At 60.7% G+C, this 16,685-nt stretch carries 16 protein-coding genes, 1 other RNA gene and 1 riboswitch; of the genes, 8 read left to right on the forward strand and 9 right to left on the reverse strand.

The window, feature by feature from the left end:
- Positions 1-104: 104 nt before the first annotated feature.
- The 3 genes from PQR62_RS02785 to PQR62_RS02795 form a co-directional block, all read right to left on the reverse strand.
- Positions 105-2,765, reverse strand: coding sequence for a hypothetical protein (locus PQR62_RS02785; RefSeq protein WP_408154539.1), 2,661 nt, complete (start codon positions 2,763-2,765; stop codon positions 105-107).
- A complete protein-coding gene (locus PQR62_RS02790) occupies positions 2,752-3,963 on the reverse strand; it encodes a DUF3142 domain-containing protein (protein ID WP_408154541.1) in 1,212 nt (403 codons plus the stop codon). The genes PQR62_RS02785 and PQR62_RS02790 overlap by 14 nt, the downstream gene beginning before the upstream one ends.
- A gap of 239 nt (positions 3,964-4,202) precedes the next feature.
- Complete coding sequence (locus PQR62_RS02795) at positions 4,203-5,477, reverse strand: MFS transporter (RefSeq protein WP_408154543.1); 1,275 nt, start codon at positions 5,475-5,477, stop codon at positions 4,203-4,205.
- 111 nt (positions 5,478-5,588) lie between these two features.
- Between PQR62_RS02795 and PQR62_RS02800 the strand changes: the two genes are divergently transcribed.
- Positions 5,589-6,572 carry a GlxA family transcriptional regulator gene (locus tag PQR62_RS02800; protein ID WP_408154545.1) on the forward strand — a complete coding sequence of 328 codons (984 nt, stop codon included), beginning with the start codon at positions 5,589-5,591 and terminating at the stop codon, positions 6,570-6,572.
- Between the two features lie 114 nt (positions 6,573-6,686).
- Here the strand turns inward: PQR62_RS02800 and PQR62_RS02805 are convergent, their stop codons facing one another.
- On the reverse strand, positions 6,687-7,841 hold the full coding sequence (locus PQR62_RS02805; protein WP_408154547.1) for a metallophosphoesterase: 1,155 nt from the start codon (positions 7,839-7,841) through the stop codon (positions 6,687-6,689).
- A 434-nt stretch (positions 7,842-8,275) separates the two neighbouring features.
- Here PQR62_RS02805 and PQR62_RS02810 point away from each other — a divergent pair, with 434 nt between their 5' ends.
- Complete coding sequence (locus PQR62_RS02810) at positions 8,276-8,815, forward strand: hypothetical protein (RefSeq protein ID WP_408154549.1); 540 nt, start codon at positions 8,276-8,278, stop codon at positions 8,813-8,815.
- A 117-nt stretch (positions 8,816-8,932) separates the two neighbouring features.
- Here PQR62_RS02810 and ppk2 read toward each other — a convergent pair whose 3' ends face one another.
- Positions 8,933-9,844, reverse strand: coding sequence for a polyphosphate kinase 2 (gene ppk2, locus PQR62_RS02815; protein WP_408154703.1), 912 nt, complete (start codon positions 9,842-9,844; stop codon positions 8,933-8,935).
- Positions 9,845-10,065: 221 nt separating this feature from the next.
- Positions 10,066-10,293, reverse strand: coding sequence for an oxidoreductase-like domain-containing protein (locus PQR62_RS02820; protein WP_408154551.1), 228 nt, complete (start codon positions 10,291-10,293; stop codon positions 10,066-10,068).
- Positions 10,294-10,529: 236 nt separating this feature from the next.
- Here PQR62_RS02820 and PQR62_RS02825 point away from each other — a divergent pair, with 236 nt between their 5' ends.
- Entirely contained in the window at positions 10,530-10,745 is a 216-nt protein-coding gene (locus tag PQR62_RS02825) for a DUF3820 family protein (RefSeq protein ID WP_408154553.1), read from the forward strand.
- A 22-nt stretch (positions 10,746-10,767) separates the two neighbouring features.
- Here PQR62_RS02825 and PQR62_RS02830 read toward each other — a convergent pair whose 3' ends face one another.
- Positions 10,768-10,974 carry a hypothetical protein gene (locus PQR62_RS02830; protein WP_408154555.1) on the reverse strand — a complete coding sequence of 69 codons (207 nt, stop codon included), beginning with the start codon at positions 10,972-10,974 and terminating at the stop codon, positions 10,768-10,770.
- 153 nt (positions 10,975-11,127) lie between these two features.
- On the opposite strand from PQR62_RS02830, the gene PQR62_RS02835 reads away from it, so the two are divergent.
- The 4 genes from PQR62_RS02835 to ssrS all read left to right on the forward strand — a co-directional run bounded on the left by PQR62_RS02835 (position 11,128) and on the right by ssrS (position 13,253).
- Entirely contained in the window at positions 11,128-11,817 is a 690-nt protein-coding gene (locus PQR62_RS02835) for a tRNA-uridine aminocarboxypropyltransferase (protein ID WP_408154557.1), read from the forward strand.
- A 448-nt stretch (positions 11,818-12,265) separates the two neighbouring features.
- Entirely contained in the window at positions 12,266-12,493 is a 228-nt protein-coding gene (locus PQR62_RS02840) for a DUF904 domain-containing protein (protein ID WP_408154559.1), read from the forward strand.
- Entirely contained in the window at positions 12,490-12,801 is a 312-nt protein-coding gene (locus tag PQR62_RS02845) for a cell division protein ZapA (RefSeq protein ID WP_408154561.1), read from the forward strand. Before PQR62_RS02840 ends, PQR62_RS02845 begins: the two co-directional genes overlap by 4 nt.
- A 274-nt stretch (positions 12,802-13,075) precedes the next feature.
- Positions 13,076-13,253, forward strand: a non-coding RNA gene (gene ssrS / locus PQR62_RS02850) — 6S RNA.
- Positions 13,254-13,480: 227 nt separating this feature from the next.
- Here ssrS and nrdR read toward each other — a convergent pair.
- Positions 13,481-13,960, reverse strand: a complete 480-nt coding sequence (gene nrdR / locus PQR62_RS02855) for a transcriptional regulator NrdR (protein WP_408154563.1) — start codon at positions 13,958-13,960, stop codon at positions 13,481-13,483.
- A gap of 165 nt (positions 13,961-14,125) precedes the next feature.
- Positions 14,126-15,373 carry a serine hydroxymethyltransferase gene (gene glyA / locus PQR62_RS02860; protein ID WP_408154565.1) on the reverse strand — a complete coding sequence of 416 codons (1,248 nt, stop codon included), beginning with the start codon at positions 15,371-15,373 and terminating at the stop codon, positions 14,126-14,128.
- 143 nt (positions 15,374-15,516) lie between these two features.
- Positions 15,517-15,617: riboswitch (ZMP/ZTP riboswitch) on the reverse strand.
- Between the two features lie 264 nt (positions 15,618-15,881).
- On the opposite strand from glyA, the gene PQR62_RS02865 reads away from it, so the two are divergent.
- Positions 15,882-16,631: an SDR family oxidoreductase gene (locus PQR62_RS02865; RefSeq protein WP_408154567.1), complete on the forward strand. Its 750-nt coding sequence runs from the start codon at positions 15,882-15,884 to the stop codon at positions 16,629-16,631.
- Positions 16,632-16,685: the final 54 nt, after the last annotated feature.

Genomic DNA, 16,685 nt, shown 5'->3' on the forward strand with positions numbered 1-16,685 from the left:
TGCGGCAATCTAAGCGATTTTTTTCCAGGTGCGCGCCGGGATCATGGCCGGTGATCGCGCATGTTTTCTCAGCCAGAAAACGCGCGCGATCACTGGTCTCGATTTTATTGCAGGTCTTTGCGCTCTTCCGTTTTCGGCTCAGGCAGGTTCTCTGCAATGGCCGGACCGACGACAGTTGCCTTGTCTGCCGCGCGTGCCTTGCGCCGCCGCGCACGGCCCCAGACACCGCCGCCGATCAACACCAGCAAGGCCAGAGCGGCAACCGCCGCCGCGCGCCTGTGCTGCACCATCCAGCGTTGCGTGGTGCGCCAGGCCTGCACATAAGGGAAACGGCCGGCGGCGCTGAAATCGGGCTCGACGCACTGGCGGCCGAAGTCTGCCGCAAAAGGAACTGCCGCCCCCTGCTTCACGTAACGCCGGTAAAGTTCACTGGCGCGCTCGGCGTCATTGATGACAAAGGCTGTGCCGCGACACAGCACGGCGGCGAACGCCTGCGAGCGCGGCGGCAATTCGTCGGCGGCTTTCAATGCGTAGTCGGCGGCGATGTCGCGATAGTGAAAGCGCTTGTTCGGTCTGGCTTCGCTGGCGGCATAGCGGCGTCGTTCTTCTTCGGTGACGAAGGGGCCGGGCAGCGCGGCGGCGGCGCGTGTCTGCGGGGTGTCAGGACGTGCGGACTTATTCTTTTCATCGGCATCGGTGAAACTGCGCTGCGACATATCGCTGCGGCCTACGCCATAGGTGTAGGCGCCGCCGAATTCCGTGAAGTCGGGCCCCTGCTCATAGCCCATGATTTCCATGCCGTGCGCTCTCGCGATCACCGCCGCCTGATACCAGCCCTCGGCACGCTTGCTGGCGCGCCATGCGCTCTTACCTTGTTCCAGCGCGGCGCCATACTGCTGCGCCAGCGTACGCGCGCGCCAGCTTGCGAAGCGGGTCTTGCCGTCGTCGCTGTATTCGATCTCGACATAGCGCGCATCCTGAGCATCGGGAAAGTAAGGCAAGGCCTCATCGATGCGAGCTTCGCGCACCAGCCGGCGCGCCAGCAATTGCCGCAGACGATCTGCCAGGCGCTTCGGATGTTGCGCGCTCCATCCGTAATAGGCCTGATCAGGCGTGCTGCCTGCCGCCAGCGCCGCAGCCGGCGGTGCCGGGGGCAGCGGCGTCGCCGGCACGTGGGCATCGACATAGGCCTTCAGTTCATCGGACGTCAACACGCGCTCGGCGATGTACGCAAGGTCGTCCACGTAAGTGCCGTAGTAGTCGGACGAAGTGCTGACCGGCGAGCGTTCAGCCATGCCGGTATAGAGCTGATCCAGCGCCTCCACATACTGCCCGCGCGACAGACTCAGCACACCGCCTTCGGCCTTCAGCAAGGCTGCATTGGCCCGTTCCAGACTGCTGTCGGAGGGTGCAAAGGACCTGGCCGCCTGCGCATAGAACTGCGCGGCGGCGGCCATGTCGCCCTTGCGCAGCGCCAGCTTGGCCTTGACCCAGGTCGACAAGGCGCTCTGCTGACGCTCGGCCAGGGTCTGCGCCAGATCGTAGCGGCCGGCGCGATAGGCCAGCGCCGCCACGCGATCGGCGCCGGCAATTTTTTCCAGACCTCTGGCCTGCAAGGCGCCGACCAGCGAGGCCAGCACCGGATTCGGTTTGACCTTGCTGCCGCCGCGCGCCGCATCGGCATAACCGTAGGAAGCACCTGACTCGGCGCCGGCGAAATAGTCGCTGGCGCTGGCCGGATCGTCGTTGACAATGTCGCCCACGCGCGCCAATGCATACGCCACCAGCAGACGCTGCGCCAGCGGATCATCGATCAGGCGCGCGGCGCGCTCCGCATCGCTCAAGGCCCAGGTCGCCAAATAGCGCAGCGATTGCAGCCCGCTGTCCGAGCCGCGTGCCGCCTGCTCGGCATACAGCCTGATGGCCTGCTTCAAATCAGCCGCCGGGATCGCGTCGGCACAGTCATCAAACTTCTCAAAATCGAGATAGCCGCACAGGCGGCCGGCGCGGATCAGATGCAAGCGTGCCTGCTCGCCGAAGCTGGCCACGGCCAGTCCGAAAGGATCGGCGGCGCCGGCGATGGCGCGCTGACGCGCCAGTACATAGGCGCTTTCAGCCTGCGTGCGCAGCTTGCCGATGTCGTTTGGATTGGCGGCGCTGCTGGCCGCCAGCAGCGCCTCGGCCCGGCTCTGGCCCAGCATGTAGGCGGCCCAGACCGCGCGCTGCTTACCTTCGGCCGGGGGCAAGGCCAGCACGGCCTCAAACCGTCGCTGCGCGCGCGCCATCAGGGCGGCTGAACGCTCGATGCTGTCGGCGTTATTACCCGCGCCGGCCAGCCGATAATCGACCGCACCGGCGATGTAGAGACGCACCGCCGGCGGCACTCCCTTGCCGTAGTCATAGGCGGCGTCGCCGTCGGCTTGCGTGCGCATCTCGCGTGCTCGCGCAAGCTGATCGGCGTTCATGATGCTGCGATCCAGCGCCGCCGGTGAGCCGGGATTGACTGTCGCCGCCGGACTTGCAGCGGCAGCATCGGCATTGCTGTCGTCGGCAATGCCGTCCCGGGCCTCCAGCTTGTCGCCCGGCTCTACCAGATGCGCCGCCTCGAACGCGAATGAATTGGCCGGCGTGCTCTTGAGCGTGCCGGCGCGATCGTCCAGCAATTGCAGCGGGAAGTCGGGGCCGCAGGCCAGCACCACGGCAATGCCGGAACCGGCCAGCAGAGTGACGGCGGCGACGATCTTGAGACGTTCAGGGTTCCACATGGAGGGCAACGCTTTCCTGTTGACAGTTGAGCCAGCCGACATTGCGCTGGCGACCCGCACGCAGCAAGCCATCGCGCGTGCGGCGTAAATACCTTCCCTGCGCATCGCTCTCGAGCGCATAGCCGTTGATGCCATCGCCGCTGCGGCAAGCAGCCGCCGGATTGATGCGCAGCACGCGCGGCAAGGCGATGTCGGCATTCCCCGCGTTGATCAGCACGACGTTGCGTGCGACGGAGTCTGGCGCAGGCTGCAATTGCAGTTGGAGATCGGGCTTGAGCGCCTGGCGCTGCAATACCGCCAGCCAGGTCGGCAGGCTCCAGGCGCGCGCATCTTCGTCAGTGGGCAGGCGAAACCAGACGATGCCGGCCAGTTGGGCGGGACGCTCACGCTCCAGCTGCGCGACAAAGCCGGCGATGGTTTGCGGCGCGGCGACCAGCTCATTCATGACGGCGGTCGTCGCCAGAGTGGTGCTCTCGCTTTCGATGTTGGCGATGCGGCCATCCGGACTCCACGCGACGCGCGTGCCGTAGGTCGGCAAGGCCACGTACCAGGGACGCTGCGCGCGTCGGCTGAATTTGTCGAGCCAGTCGCGCGCGCGCTTAGGGTCGAACAAACCCTGGCGCGGATTCAGAACCGCATGCACCTGCAGCACCACCTCGTCCGGCAAGGCCAGCAAGGCATCGAGCGCAGGACTGTCCAGCCAGGTCGGCAAGGCGGTGATGGAGAGAGACATGCCGGCCGGCAGAGCTGCGCGCAATGTGCCAAGAAAACTTGCATATCCGGGCAGGCGCGCGCTCGCGCAATCGTGATCGATTTCCAGACCGGCAACCACAATGCCGGCTGCGCGCCAGCGCGCCAGAAGATCCGAGATGTGCTGCCGGATGGCCGATAAGTCGGCCTCCTTGAACACATTCAATTGCCCTTCGATACGCACCGTCAGCACCAGCGGCCGGCCGTCTCGTTTCAGCGCCGTCCAGTCGGGCGTGATGTCGGTCCAGCGGCCGCGCGCGTCAAGCTCGGCGGCCAGCGCATGCCAGCGCCGGATGTGCGACGCGCTGACTTGCATCGCCTGCGCCAGCGAGGGTGTCCACTGGCGTTGCCAGATATAGGCATCCTGCGTCAGCGGATGATTGGTCGTGGCAGGAAGAGCAGACTGGCCGGAGCCGCCGCAGCCGCTCAGCAATGAAAATGCCAGCAAGGCAAGCTGCCTGGCAGGCGGCCTCCAGCGCCACACTGAAGAACAGCGCGGCCACCTGGGAGTGCCTGGAACCTGCATGAATGAAAACACTGGCGCGTATTTTTTGGTCGGTAAATGACGGCAGCTTCGGAAGCTTCGCATCACTTGCAACACGAATGCTGCAAATTCTGCCGTTCGGAATTTTACGCATGTTTGACTGCAGCGCCCGCGACGGCGCTGACTATTTGTCCTCGATTTCCTTATCTGCCAGTCGTCTTCAAGGGTTTCAAGGGCGTCAAAAAGATCGGCCACGCTATCAAGGCCCCGACCGCGCCGGCCAGCCATACCGCCCACCAGGATTGCCATGCCAGCAAAGCCGGCACTAGCTGCGCCGCCAGAAAGAACACCAGAAACACGCAGGTATTGCCCAATCCCAGCGCGGTGCCGACCTGAGGTGCGCCGGCCAGCGTCGCCAGCTCGGTGTAGCCCACCCCGTGCCATGCCGAGGAGCAGATGCCGCCGGCGATCAGCGTCAGCACGATCAAGACCTGCATCCATTGCGGCCAGTTGGCCGGCGCCGCTGCCGCCAATGCGCCCAAAACCACGAACAGCAGCACGCTCAGCGCAGCGCAACTGCGCAGATAGCTGCGGCGATTGCCGTGGCGGTCGGTCCAGCGACCGCTCCATACCCGCATCAGCGCCGCGCCGATCTGGATTGCCGCCATGGTGCTGCTGATCAGCGCCAGGCCGGCGTGACCGACGTCGTGCAGAAAGATGGTGGCAAAGGTCAGCACCGAGACCTGCGGAAAACACAGAATCCCGATCGCCATCGCCACGCGCCAGACCTTGATGTCGCGCAAGGCGCTTGGCGCCTCGTCCGATGTTGCCGGCTCGGCCGATGCCGTTGCAGGCGGCTCATGCAGCCAGAGCCAGGCCATGCAGGCGCTGAGCAGACAGAACGCGGCCAGCAGGCTGTACACCGCTGCAAAGCCATGCGCAGCCGCCAGCGCCGGCAACAGCACGGCGCCGACGCCGCCGCCGACCGGCACCGCAGTCTGCCGGATGCTCATCGCCAATCCACGCTCACCCTCGCGAAACCAGCCCATCACGGCGCGTCCGCTGGAACCGTTGACGCTGCCACCGAGCAGACCGACCGCCAGCAAGCCTGCGGCCAGCAACCACATCGGCGGAATCACGCCGGCGCCGGGCGCAGCAAACAAGGCCAGCGCCAGCAGCGCCAGCGCGGTCAGCATCAGACCGCACAGCAAGACCTTGCGGTCGCCCCAGCGGTCGGTCAGCACACCCCAGGGCAGTTCGCTGACGGCCACGCCCAAGCCCAGCGAGCCGAGCGCCAGACCGAGCTGGGCGTTGTCCAGCCGATAATCGGTGCGCATGACGATGGCGGTGACCGGAATGCCGGCGAAGGCTGCGGAAAAACTGGCGTTGGCCAGCACGCCGATGCCGAGAATCTTCCAGCGATGGCTGTCGCGGGCCGGCATGCCCAGGGCCGGAATCTGTTGCGCGCTGCTGCTCATGAGACTGCTCCTGTTGATTTGACAGGCAGAGTGTGGCGTGCAACTATCCGTCCAAAATGACATAAAAACCTCGTTTTCAGACAACACGCTACTCAAACCACCGGAGCCGCCATGCGCAAGATCGGATTTCTGCTGTTCCTCGATTGCAGCCTGCTCGACTTCACCGGCCCGCTGACCGCCTTCGACGTCGCCAACCGCATCAGCCTGGAACGCTCAGGCGCCGGTTCGGCACAACGGCCGTATCAGTTGCGCGTGATGTCGGAGCAAGGTGGCATGCTGGAAAGCGCTTCCGGCACCGCCGTCGTCACCCATCCGCTGGACCGCTCGGCGCTAGACACGCTGATCATCGCCGGCGGCGCCGGCCCGCGCGAAGGGGTGCTGTCGGACACCCTGCTCGACTACACCCGTCACGCCGCCGGCCTGGCCAGGCGCGTGGCCAGCGTCTGCACCGGCGCCTTCGTGCTGGCCGCCGCCGGCCTGCTCGACGGCAAGCGCGCCACCACCCACTGGCGCATGGCCGCACGCCTGCAGCGCATGCATCCGCTGGTGCAGGTCGACAGCGACAAGATCTTCATCAAGGACGGCCAGGTCTGGACCTCGGCCGGCATCACCGCCGGCATCGACCTGGCGCTGGCCTTGATCGAAGAAGACCTGGGTGTGGAACTGGCGCGTGCGGTGGCGCGCGAACTGGTGGTGTATCACCGCCGTCCGGGCGGCCAGTCGCAGTTTTCCAACCTGCTGGAAATGGACCCGCCCTCGGGCCGCATCCGCGAAGCGCTGAGCTACGCGCGCAGCCATCTGCACGAAGTGCTCACTGCAGACCGCCTGGCGGAAATCGCCTGCCTCAGCCGCCGCCAGTTCGACCGCGCCTTCAGCGCCGAGACCGGCCAGACCCCGGCCAAAGCCATAGAAAAACTGCGCGCCGAAGCGGCAAGACCGCGCGTGGAAGCGGGAGAAGAATCGCTGGAAAACATCGCCCGCGCAGTCGGCTTCGACGACCCCGAACGCATGCGCCGCGCATTTCTGCGTGTGTTCGGCTACCCGCCGCAAGCGATACGGCGCGCGCAAAGACAGCAGGAAGCTTTGTATCTTTGACAGTGCGAATGTCGAGGCTGAGAAACAAGGCGCTTACGGTCCGAAGAAAAACCAGCGCCAAGAAAAAAGCCCCGTCCCACAAGACGAGGCTTCAAAAAAGCAAAAAGCGAAACATCAGCCCCGCACCAGCCTCAGGCGCGTAATCTCCGAAGGCGCCAGCAAACGCTTGGGCGGCCCCCAATACCCAGTCCCCCGGCTCGTATAAATCCAAAGATTCTTCAAACGGTTCAAGCCCGCCACATACGGCTGCTGCAAAGGCACAAACAAACTCCAGGGGAAAAACTGCCCGCCATGCGTATGGCCCGACAACTGCAAGTCAAAGCCGGCCGCCTCCGCCGCCGAAGCCGAACGTGGCTGATGCGCCAGCAAAATCTTAGGACTGCCCCCGGGCGCATCCTTGATCGCCGCCTGCGGATCACTCTTTTGCGCCATGTCGAAATGATGCGCGGTGTAGTCGGTCACGCCGGCCAGCACCAGATCGGCGCCGCCGTGATTGAGCACCACATGCTCATTCATCAGCACGGTCAGCCCGAGTCGGCGCACCTCGGCGATCCACTCAGGCGCATTCGAGTAGTACTCATGATTGCCGGTGACGAAGTAGGCACCATGACGCGCCTGCAATTGCGCCAGAGGCGCGGTGTGCGCGGCGAGTTGCAGCACGCTGCCGTCAACCAGATCGCCGGTGATCGCCACCACATCGGCGTTCAGACCATTGACGCGATCGACAATCGCCTGCAGATAGGAGCGCTTGATGGTCGGGCCGACGTGGATGTCGCTGATCTGGACGATCGTGAAATCTTCCAGCTCGACCGGCAGCCCCTTGATCGGCACCTGCACCTCGACCACTGCCGCCAGCCGGCGCGCGTTCAGAAAGCCGATCACGGTGGCCGCAGTCGCCAGCGTGAGCACCATCCAGGCGCTGACTTCCGCCAGATGCATCGCCTGCAGAGGTGCGAGCTCGAACAGCGGCACCAGCCACAGCAGGATCATGCGCAGCAGCGTCAGCAACAACAGGGATGAGAAAGCGCCCATGGCCAGCATGCCGGCCCAGGCCAGACGATCGGCGCGCCGTTCCGGCATGCCTTGCTTCTTCAGGTAAGGCGCCAGCATGGCGGTCGGGATCAGAATCACCGATACCAGCAACAGCAACGCACCCACCGCGATCCAGCCGGCGTCGGGGCTGAGGGCAGGAAGCAGTTGCCAGCCTATCCACGCATGCAGCGCGGCGAGTATCGTCAAAACGATGGTGATACTGAAGCGAGACGGCATGATCGCCTTTCTTTCTTGTTGAGTGCTTGATGAGGTTGCGGAAACGATGCAGCGCGAAACGAAATCCGGATGACCGTCGGACGACTGCAGAGTCGCTGTCCCTCTATATCTGGCAGAGGCGAGGTTTTTCAACTCACATTTGCCGCAGTGCATCTTTGAGCAGGGCGAGCAAGCCTGAGCAGACAGGACTGGCGCACGTAATTGCTATTTTGGCATTAAAAAAATTGATCCATGCCTGCGTGCAGACCTACCCGCAGCGCCCTGAAACACGCCGCAAGCTGCTTTTTCAGCCAATTTTTTTGACGTAGATGATGTAACGAATGATGCAAGATGCTCGCCATAAGAGGATAATGGCAGTTCACCGTTTTAAATCCCGCATCGCATTGCCGCCTCATTCCTCCGCAATGCTGTGCATGCTTCATTGAAAGACTGATTTGAATTCAAGCAAAACCAAGCGTTGGGTCGGCAATGTTGAAGGACTGAAGCCGGAATATCTGAAGGGCGTCACCGGGCAGATGGACAGCTATGGCGACCGGGTGCAATTTTCGCTGGTCGGTTCCGGCCAGAAGCCGCACTACGAAGTGATCAACAGCTTCGACAAGAAAATGGCCTTTGACGCCAATCATCACCTGCACCGCGCAGAAGAGCAGGAGTTCGCGCAAGGCAACACCACACCGGTCTACACGCTGGAACAGATCAAGCGCATCATCGCCAGCGGCGGCTCACGTACCGCAGCACCGCGTGCAGCGCGCAGCAGCACCCCGCGCAGCGCGAGTAGCGGCGCCCGTCCGGTCACTGCAGCCGCGCGTGCGAAGGAAGCCATCGATTCCGAAAAGTACGCTTACTTCAAGGCCAATCGCCACATGCTGCCGGAAGGCATCAATCTGCATTCGGAAGAAATCAGCGGCCTGATGCTCAAGGGCATGTCGGCCGAACAGGCGTTTGAAGATGTGATCAAGCGCAATTTCGACTGAGCCCGCAAGACGATTGCATGCATCAGCACATAAAAAAGGACGCCTGAGCGTCCTTTTTTATTTCCGCCTGCCTTTCGTTACCGATGGCATGCCCGGCATACAAGCCGGCATCACGCCTCAGTAAATCTCCGGTACAACGATATCGTCCGGCACCGGACGACGCGAATAATCGTCGTGACGCTCGCGGTCCGGCAGCGCAATCGGCGCGTGCTCGATTTCGGCATAGGGCATCTGGTTCAGCAGATGGTGAATGCAGTTCAGACGCGCCTTCTTCTTGTCCACCGCCTGCACCACCCACCATGGCGCTTCTGGAATATGCGTGCGCTCCAGCATGATTTCCTTGGCCTTGGTGTACTCCTCCCAGCGGCGGCGCGACTCCAGATCCATGGGGCTGAGCTTCCACTGCTTGAGCGGGTCGTGAATGCGGCTGAGGAAGCGCATGTGCTGCTCATCATCGGTGATCGAAAACCAGTACTTGATGACCTGGATGCCGGCACGCGTCAGCATGCGTTCGAACTCGGGCACCGAGCGGAAAAATTCTTCGTATTGATCGTCGCTACAGAAACCCATGACGCGTTCGACGCCGGCGCGGTTGTACCAGCTGCGATCGAACAGCACGATCTCTCCGGCTGCCGGCAGATGCGACACGTAGCGCTGGAAATACCATTGCGTGCGTTCTCTGTCATTCGGCGCCGGTAATGCCGCCACCCGGCACACACGCGGGTTGAGGCGCTGGGTGATACGCTTGATGACGCCGCCCTTGCCCGCGGCATCGCGGCCCTCGAACAGAATCACCACTTTGTGGCCGGTCTGCACCACCCAGTCCTGCAGCTTGACCAGCTCGCCTTGCAGACGAAACAGTTCACGGAAATAGCGCCGGCGATATTCCTTCTCGTCATCGGTGCGCAAATCGGACACCGCGCCGGTATCCGGATCGATATCGCGATCTTCGATTTCCAGCTCCATCTCTTCGTCGTAGCTGTCGGCCAGTTCGCGGTGAATGCGCCTTACCAGTTCTTCGCTATTCATCATGTCCTCATTAACAAAAAAACCATGCAGCGCATCAGGGCAGACACGGCTCGGGATACTTGCCGGAGCGTGCCGCACAGTTTGGCGCGGGAAAAATGCTGGCTCAACATACACGGCGATTGTGACCAAGACGTGACACATCCGGTTTCTAGATCGGAGAAATTTCCAAGAGGAAACATCTATTCCTCAAAACATTGCCTGCATCCATACCGATGCAAAAACTAGGGCTTCAGTTTGGCCTGTTGCAACTCCCAGGCCGCCAACTGAACCCGATAGCGATCCATCGCCTGCTCATAAAGATCGAAAATACAGGGATCGCATCCGCCGTTGCAGCAGTCTTCGAATTCCGGCTGACGCGGCGGCTGCGGCTGCGGATCATCCGTCGGCAAGATGCGGGCGCTGCTTTTTTTAAGGGCGGCAGCGGGCGATTTTTTGGAAGACGATTTCATTAAGCGGGAGATAGCTGATCTGAATGATGCGCCGAGAGAAATGGCAGGAGAACATGCCGCCTGAAAGAAAATCAGGACACAAGCGCGGCCGGCAGATTCGGATTTCAGCCTGATCCTTGATGGAGAATTATCAGAAGGATTATAGGCGGCGCTGCAGTCCGCTTCATACTACGGCCGTCAGATCAGGCAAGCCAGCCCAAGCTGATTTAATATGCCGACGTGAAACGAGAAACGACATGAATCCAGAAGCATTGCAAATGCTGGTCACCCGCACCATGCCTTACGGAAAATATAAGGGACGACTGCTGGCCGATCTGCCCGGTCATTATCTGGGCTGGTTTGCGCGCGAAGGTTTTCCGGCGGGTGAACTCGGCAAATTGCTGGCGCTGATGTATGAGCTTGATCACAACGCGCTGCGTCAGTTGCTCGATCCGCTGCGACAGAAATCCTGATGCACGTCGAGCGTCCGACGGGTCAGGCCGCGAGCGGCATTGACACCTGAGGTCGACTATCATCCCCCGCGCGCCGAAGCAGGAAACCGAATGACACAAATAAAATAACATCGGTCCACGCAACGAAAATCATTGAAATAAGCTTCGCAGCATAACGATTGACGGCGACAGCGCGCCGCTCCAATCTAATGAACTGCGCGCCGCCCGGCAACTCGGCCGCTTGTTTCAAGCAAGCCTGCTGCACCTGAATGCTGAACTATTCGCCGTCATCCACCATAGAAGACCAGAATCGCATGCTGAACCGCACACAAGCGCGCCGGGCCACCGGACTTCAAACGCCATCCTTCATCCTTCATTCATTCAACTCCGGGGAGAGCGGACGATGAATATCATTTCCAACGATCTGTTCGCCAATCGCCGCCCCAGTTGCAACAGTTGCCTGCGTCCTCTGAGCACCTGCATCTGCAGCCTGGTCACCCACGTTGCGCATGCCTGCGATGTACTCATCCTGCAGCATCCGCTGGAAGTGCATAACGCCAAGAACAGCGCGCGTCTGCTGCATCTCTGCCTGCCGCACAGCAAGATCGTCAGCGGCGAGACTTTCGACGAATCGGAATTGCACAATCTGCTGCATGCGCCGTCGACTTTGCCGGGCGTGTCCGCCAAAGCCAGCAAGGCGATTCAACCGGTGCTGCTGTATCCGATGGATGCCAGCGATCCGGATGCGCAGCCATTCGCCGCTCAGGACCTGCACGCCATGCAAAGCGAAGAAGACGGCCCGATGCCTTTGCGGCTGGTGATTCTGGACGGCACCTGGCGCAAGAGCCGCAAAATGATTTACGAAAATGCGCTGTTGCGCACGCTGCCTCGCCTGAGTCTGCGCAATACGCCGGTGTCGCAATATCTGATCCGAAAGTCGCACAAGCCGGAACAGCTGTCGACACTGGAAGCCGGCTGCTATGCCTTGATGCAACTGGAAAAAGATAGCGCCAAATATCATCCGCTGCTGAATGCCTTCGATGACTTCGTGCTGCAACAGAGCCTGTTGCAACGACGTGTGGCAGGCGCTTAGCCACATACGGCATCGCTGAAAGGAAAACAGCCCGCATAGTCGACTCCGGGCCGTTTTCTTTTTCGCGCGATGTAATCCGTTCACCAGAAACCGCTGATTCAAGCCGCACCGCTGAAAACGTCTGCCGACTTTTTCATTCTTGCAACATGACTGCGCTGAGCCGCATCGGCGATACCGCTCCATTCGCAGTTATCCGCCATGTGCGGCCTTTACCTTTACGCCTTGTCTGTTTGCCTTGAGCACGGTACCTTGCAGCTCTTTGCAACACCGGCTTTGCCTCCCGCCCTGCTGTCGGCTTCACTCTGCCGCCGACCCTCAGTCGCAAAAACTTACACATTGCCTTGCAACCGAATCCGGACATATGGTGTCCGAAGCCGAGCAACAGCATATAATTGCGCGAATCTTTACAGGTTTTCGTTCCAGACTTTTCAAGCGACCACGTTCAGACATGAGCAACGAATTTCAACAACTCTCCGAGAAAGTCTCGCAACTCGCCTTGCTGGCGCAATCTTTGCGCAGCGAGAATGCCAGCCTGCGCCGCAATGTGGTCAGCCTGACCGATCAGAATGCAGATCTGCAACGCCGCATCGATGCCGCGCACGAGCGCGTCTCTGCCGTGCTGGAGAAACTGCCGGTGGCGCCGCCGCTTGAAACCACTGAAGAGGAAACAGCATGATTCAGCTGCAGGCATCCATCATGGGCCAGTCCTACACGCTGGCGTGCAAGGAAGGCGAACAGGCCGCGCTGCATCACGCGATCAGCTATCTGGATCAGAAGATGTGCGCCATCCGCGACGCCGGCCGTGTTAAAGGCACCGACCGTATCGCGGTCATGGCGGCGCTGGGCATTGCTGCGGAATTGCTATCTTCGCAACAGTCGGACGGCCCCTTCGCCGGCCTCACCATCGCGGAATGGAAGCAACAGATAGCCAACATCAATTCTGTCGTGGATCAGGCCCTGGCGCCGCAAGAAAATTTGTTCTGAAAGCATTCACTGCTGCATCGGGCAGGCACACTAAATGTGCGTCAGCATGTTGTGAACAACAGCTCGACAGCGCACAAAAAAACGGCCATTCACATGGCCGTTTTTCATTTCCTTCGCACCGGAAAATGCAAGCTGAAAAGCTGCAAAAGTTGATTATTTATTTGTACTGATACAGATGCGCAAAAAACACATGTGTATGTCGCAGCCGGTTACAAAATCATTCGATTATTTTTGAAACGAGTATTGGACTTGGTGCGCGAATGGGTTAGACTTCGTTCTCCTGCCGTGTTCGCGATTGCCATATATTCCTTGAACCATTTACGAGCATAGGTTGTGGATCTGTTTGATGGGCGTGATCGTCGCTAGTCCGATGAACCCGAAATTGAATTAACCACCGCCGACTTGAACCGTCAGGTTCAGGATGCCGGCACAGCGGCACAGGCGGGACTAGTTTCAAAGAAAACGGCTGCAGAAATGCAGCCGTTTTTTTATGCCCGCTCGCTTCCCTCGACTGCTTGGCCGGGTGTTTGATAGGTGCCGCAATTCACGCGGCGCGCCTGAACTGGCAGAAGAGCTTTGCTGGCGGCTCGCCATGTACCAGCCGCGCTATTTTCAGACCAGACGAGTCGGTTTGCTTAGCCGAGACGCGGGCCGCTTAATTTGACGCAGCTCCCGCAAATTACTCGCTGCGCTTCTTGGCAACCTTGCGTTCCGGCCCCACTTCGGCAATCGCGTCCTGAAACTCGGTGACGTCTTCAAAACTCTTGTACACCGATGCAAAACGGATATAGGCAATCTTGTCCAGACGCTTGAGTTCGCGCATCACCAGCTCGCCGACCTGGCCCGAGACCACTTCGCGCGCACCGCTCTGCAACAGCTTTTCCTGAATGCTCAGAATCGCCGCCTCGACCGCTTCGGCCGATACCGGGCGCTTGCGCAGCGCCAGCATCAGACTGCCGCGCAGCTTGGTGGGATCGAATTCGGTACGGCTACCGTTTTTCTTGACGATCACGGGCATCGTCAGCTCAATCCGCTCGTAAGTCGTGAATCGCTTGCCGCAATTGTCGCAGCGCCGCCGACGGCGAATCGAATCACCCTCGTCCGAGGCCCGCGTGTCGAGCACCGGCGTATCTTCGTGATTGCAGAATGGGCACTTCATATTGGCAAGAGGCTGCTCGTGGTGTGGTCTCAGTAACGCGGTGACGCGCGGACGCCGGATGGCGCTTCATGACGGCAAGGCCGCCTCGCGACTGCTTCAGCCACGCTTGTTGCAATCGCCGGCACGATCAGCCGCAGGACTGATCGCACCAACTTACGACAGACTTCAGGCGCCGTAGACCGGGAATGCATCGGTCAATTTCTTGACTTCAGCCTTCACGCGTTCGATGGTCGCTGCATCATGCGGATTGTCCAGCACGTCGGCGATCAGGTTGCCGACCTTTTCCGCTTCCGCTTCCTTGAAGCCGCGCGTGGTCATTGCGGGGCTGCCCAGACGAACGCCGGAAGTCACGAATGGCTTTTCAGGGTCGTTAGGGATGCCGTTCTTGTTGCAGGTCATGTGCGCCGAACCCAGGATCGCTTCCGCTTCCTTGCCGGTCAGCTTCTTCGGACGCAGATCCACCAGCATCACGTGCGACTCGGTGCCGCCGGAAACGATGCGCAGACCGCGCTTGATCAGGGTCTTGGCCAGCACGTCGGCATTCTTCACCACTTGCTGCTGATAGGCCTTGAATTCCGGCGAAGCGGCTTCCTTGAAGGCCACGGCCTTGGCCGCGATCACGTGCATCAGCGGACCGCCCTGAATGCCGGGGAAGATCGCCGAGTTGATGGCCTTTTCGTGTTCGGCCTTCATCAGGATCACGCCGCCGCGTGGGCCGCGCAGCGACTTGTGGGTGGTCGATGTGACGAAGTCGGCAAACGGCACAGGATTAGGATAAACGCCCGCTGCGATCAGACCGGCGTAGTGCGCCATGTCGACCATGAAGTAAGCGCCGACTTCCTTGGCGATCTTGGCAAAACGCTCGAAATCGATGCGCAGCGAATAAGCAGAAGCGCCGGCGATGATCAGCTTTGGCTTCTTTTCACGCGCCAGGGCTTCCATGGCTTCGTAATCGATTTCTTCCTTGTCGTTCAGACCGTAGGACACCACGTTGAACCACTTGCCGGACATGTTCAATGCCATGCCGTGCGTCAGGTGGCCGCCTTCTGCCAGCGACATGCCCATGATGGTGTCGCCCGGCTTCAGCATCGCGAAGAACACGCCCTGATTGGCTTGCGAACCGGAGTTCGGCTGCACATTGGCGGCTTCGGCGCCGAACAGCGCCTTCAGGCGATCGATCGCCAGTTGCTCGGCGACGTCAACGTATTCGCAACCGCCGTAGTAACGCTTGCCGGGATAGCCTTCAGCGTACTTGTTGGTCAGTTGCGAACCTTGCGCTTCCATCACGGCCGGCGAGGTGTAGTTTTCGGATGCGATCAGCTCGATGTGGTCTTGCTGACGGGTGTTTTCCTTCTGGATGACAGCCCACAGATCCGGGTCTACTTTTGCGAGAGTCTGGTTTTTTTCAAACATGGTTTCTCCAATTGGTGGTGCGCCTGAAGGCAAATAGAGCCATTTCGCAGCGGCAATGCAGACGCCTTCGAAATGGCTTCCAAGTCGAAAGAGGGCCGAAATTTAATAGGGAAAATAGCAGGCAGCCTCAGTCGTTCTTTCCATTCGGCTGCCCAGGCGCACGGCTATTGAAATCTCACGCTTCCCGATGGATATCCATCTTGGCCGGAACAGGTCCGGCGGTTCGCCAGTTACGTGAGACGAAATGGTGAGCGCATTGTAAGTGAAACCCGGCGATTTGGGCAAGGCTGGCGGTGCCGATGCAACAGCACGCCGCAATGACTTGCTCAAGTCCATGTCCGGGCTTGAAAACGAGCAATTTATCGAGCAGGCCATCGCAAAGAGTGGCTTTCGGCTACAATTTCCGGCTATTGCATTGATGGAAGCATTTCTGCAGCATCGGCTCTGCGCCTGCGGTCACCGCCCCAGAATCGCATACGCCCCCACCGTACACACAAGGAGATTGCAGATGATCGTTTTGATTACAGGAGCAACCGCTGGCTTCGGCGCGGAAATGGCACGCAAGTTCGTCAAAAATGGCCACAAAGTGATCGCGGCCGGTCGCCGTCAGGAACGCCTCGACGCACTGGCATCGGAACTGGGCGCCAATCTGCTGCCGCTGGTGCTGGATGTGACCAGCAAGGAATCGATCGTCTCCGGCATCGCCAGCCTGAGCGGCGAATGGAAGGAAATCGATGTCCTGATCAACAATGCCGGTCTGGCGCTGGGCCTGGAACCGGCGCACAAAGTTGCGCTGTCGGACTGGGAAACCATGATCGAGACCAACGTCAAGGGTCTGGTCACCATCACCCATCATCTGCTGCCGGGCATGGTCGAACGCGGTCGCGGCACCGTGATCAATCTGGGTTCGGTCGCCGGCGCCTATCCGTATCCGGGCGGCAACGTGTATGGCGCGACCAAGGCGTTCGTCGATCAGTTCACGCTGAATCTGCGCGCCGATCTGGTCGGCACCGGGGTACGCGCCACCAACCTGGCGCCCGGCCTGTGCGGCGGCACCGAGTTTTCGAACGTGCGCTTCAAGGGCGATGATGCTTCGGCCGCCAAGGTCTACGAAGGCACCGTGCCGCTCACCGCGCAAGACATCGCCGAGGCGGCTTACTGGGTCGCCACCATGCCGGCGCACGTCAATGTCAACTACATGGAACTGATGCCGACCTGCCAGGGCTTCAGCCCGTTCACCATCAAGCGCACTCAGTAAGGCAATAATTTTGCTAAGCCTTTATAATGGCGTGCTGTAGCCCGATTGCGGCAC

This window comes from Herbaspirillum lusitanum (assembly GCF_046025995.1).
GTDB classification, from domain to species: domain Bacteria; phylum Pseudomonadota; class Gammaproteobacteria; order Burkholderiales; family Burkholderiaceae_D; genus Herbaspirillum; species Herbaspirillum lusitanum_A.